Here is a 1,091-nt window from a genome sequence, read left to right on the forward strand (position 1 = left end):
GGAATTAAATAATCATTATTAACCTGAGTCTCCACATCTAAATTCTGACGTATCCACATTTGTATAGAACAATGATTAACCCCCATAGTTTGTTGCGCATAAAACCAAATAGAATTATCACCATTGGTGTTATATCCGCCAAAAAGACTCGATATATACACACCATTATCTCTAATTGGAAGTGTATTAACAAAACCGTTTGGAATCTTCTCTAGTAATGTATTATAGTCTTCTTGAGATATAGATGGAGTATCACCGTTTGCCACTTTCATGAAGATGTCAAATACCGTATAATCCGCTAAATCAGCTTTAGTAGCTAATTTATCATCTACATATTTTTTGTTAACATCCACAGTGGGTATGGTGGGTTTATTAGTAAGATCATTGTAACTACCAGATGTAGCAACTGTAGCCAATGTTGGTTTATTCAATATAAATGCATCTCCTTCTGTAGCATTCCAATCGGCATTAACATTTACTTCAGCACCAGCAGCAATACCATTCAATTTTGTCTTATCTGAAGGCAACATCAAACCAGCTAAAGCTGTAGTAGATGCAGGAAGATTTAATTCTATATTTTCTACTGCATTGGTTACTAAGTTCCTTTTATCCAGAGTAATAGAGATATCTGTTGCTGTAATATTCTTAGTAGCAGCTTCAATTACTTCATTGATGTTTGTAACTTTAGTTTTATCTGCAGTAACATAATCATTAGTACTTAAACTCTTACCTTCTACTTTATCAACTTTAGTATCAATAGCATTATATACCTCAGTAAAGTCAACTTCTGGTATATTTACTACAGACCATATACCATTTTGTCTAGCGTACTGTGAACCATCTTTAGGTGCTTCTTCTACTAGTTCCCGACCATGATCACTACTTAAGTATGGTATTTTAACCCATTCCCCATTATATTTTACTTTAATTACCATAATTAAATATTAAATATTTGTTTGCCAATTGTTTTAGCTTCTGTTCTAAGTGTTTGAAAAGATTGCCATTCATCATATCTGGTAATAGGTTGACTGCCACTAAGCAATTGTTCAACCATATTAGATTTTAATGCTGCTTCCTCATCTGCACTATAT

The 1,091-nt window shown here is 33.0% G+C and carries 1 protein-coding gene; it reads right to left on the bottom strand.

Translation table 11 applies throughout. The features are described from left to right. The coding region (locus QZL64_RS01880) for a hypothetical protein (RefSeq protein WP_296309142.1) at window positions 1-935 on the bottom strand (935 nt) is incomplete at its 3' end. Between the last annotated feature and the right edge of the window lie 156 nt (window positions 936-1,091).

Source organism: Veillonella sp. CAG:933 (assembly GCF_000431435.1).
In the GTDB taxonomy this organism is placed as follows: Bacteria; Bacillota; Negativicutes; order Veillonellales; family Veillonellaceae; genus Veillonella_A.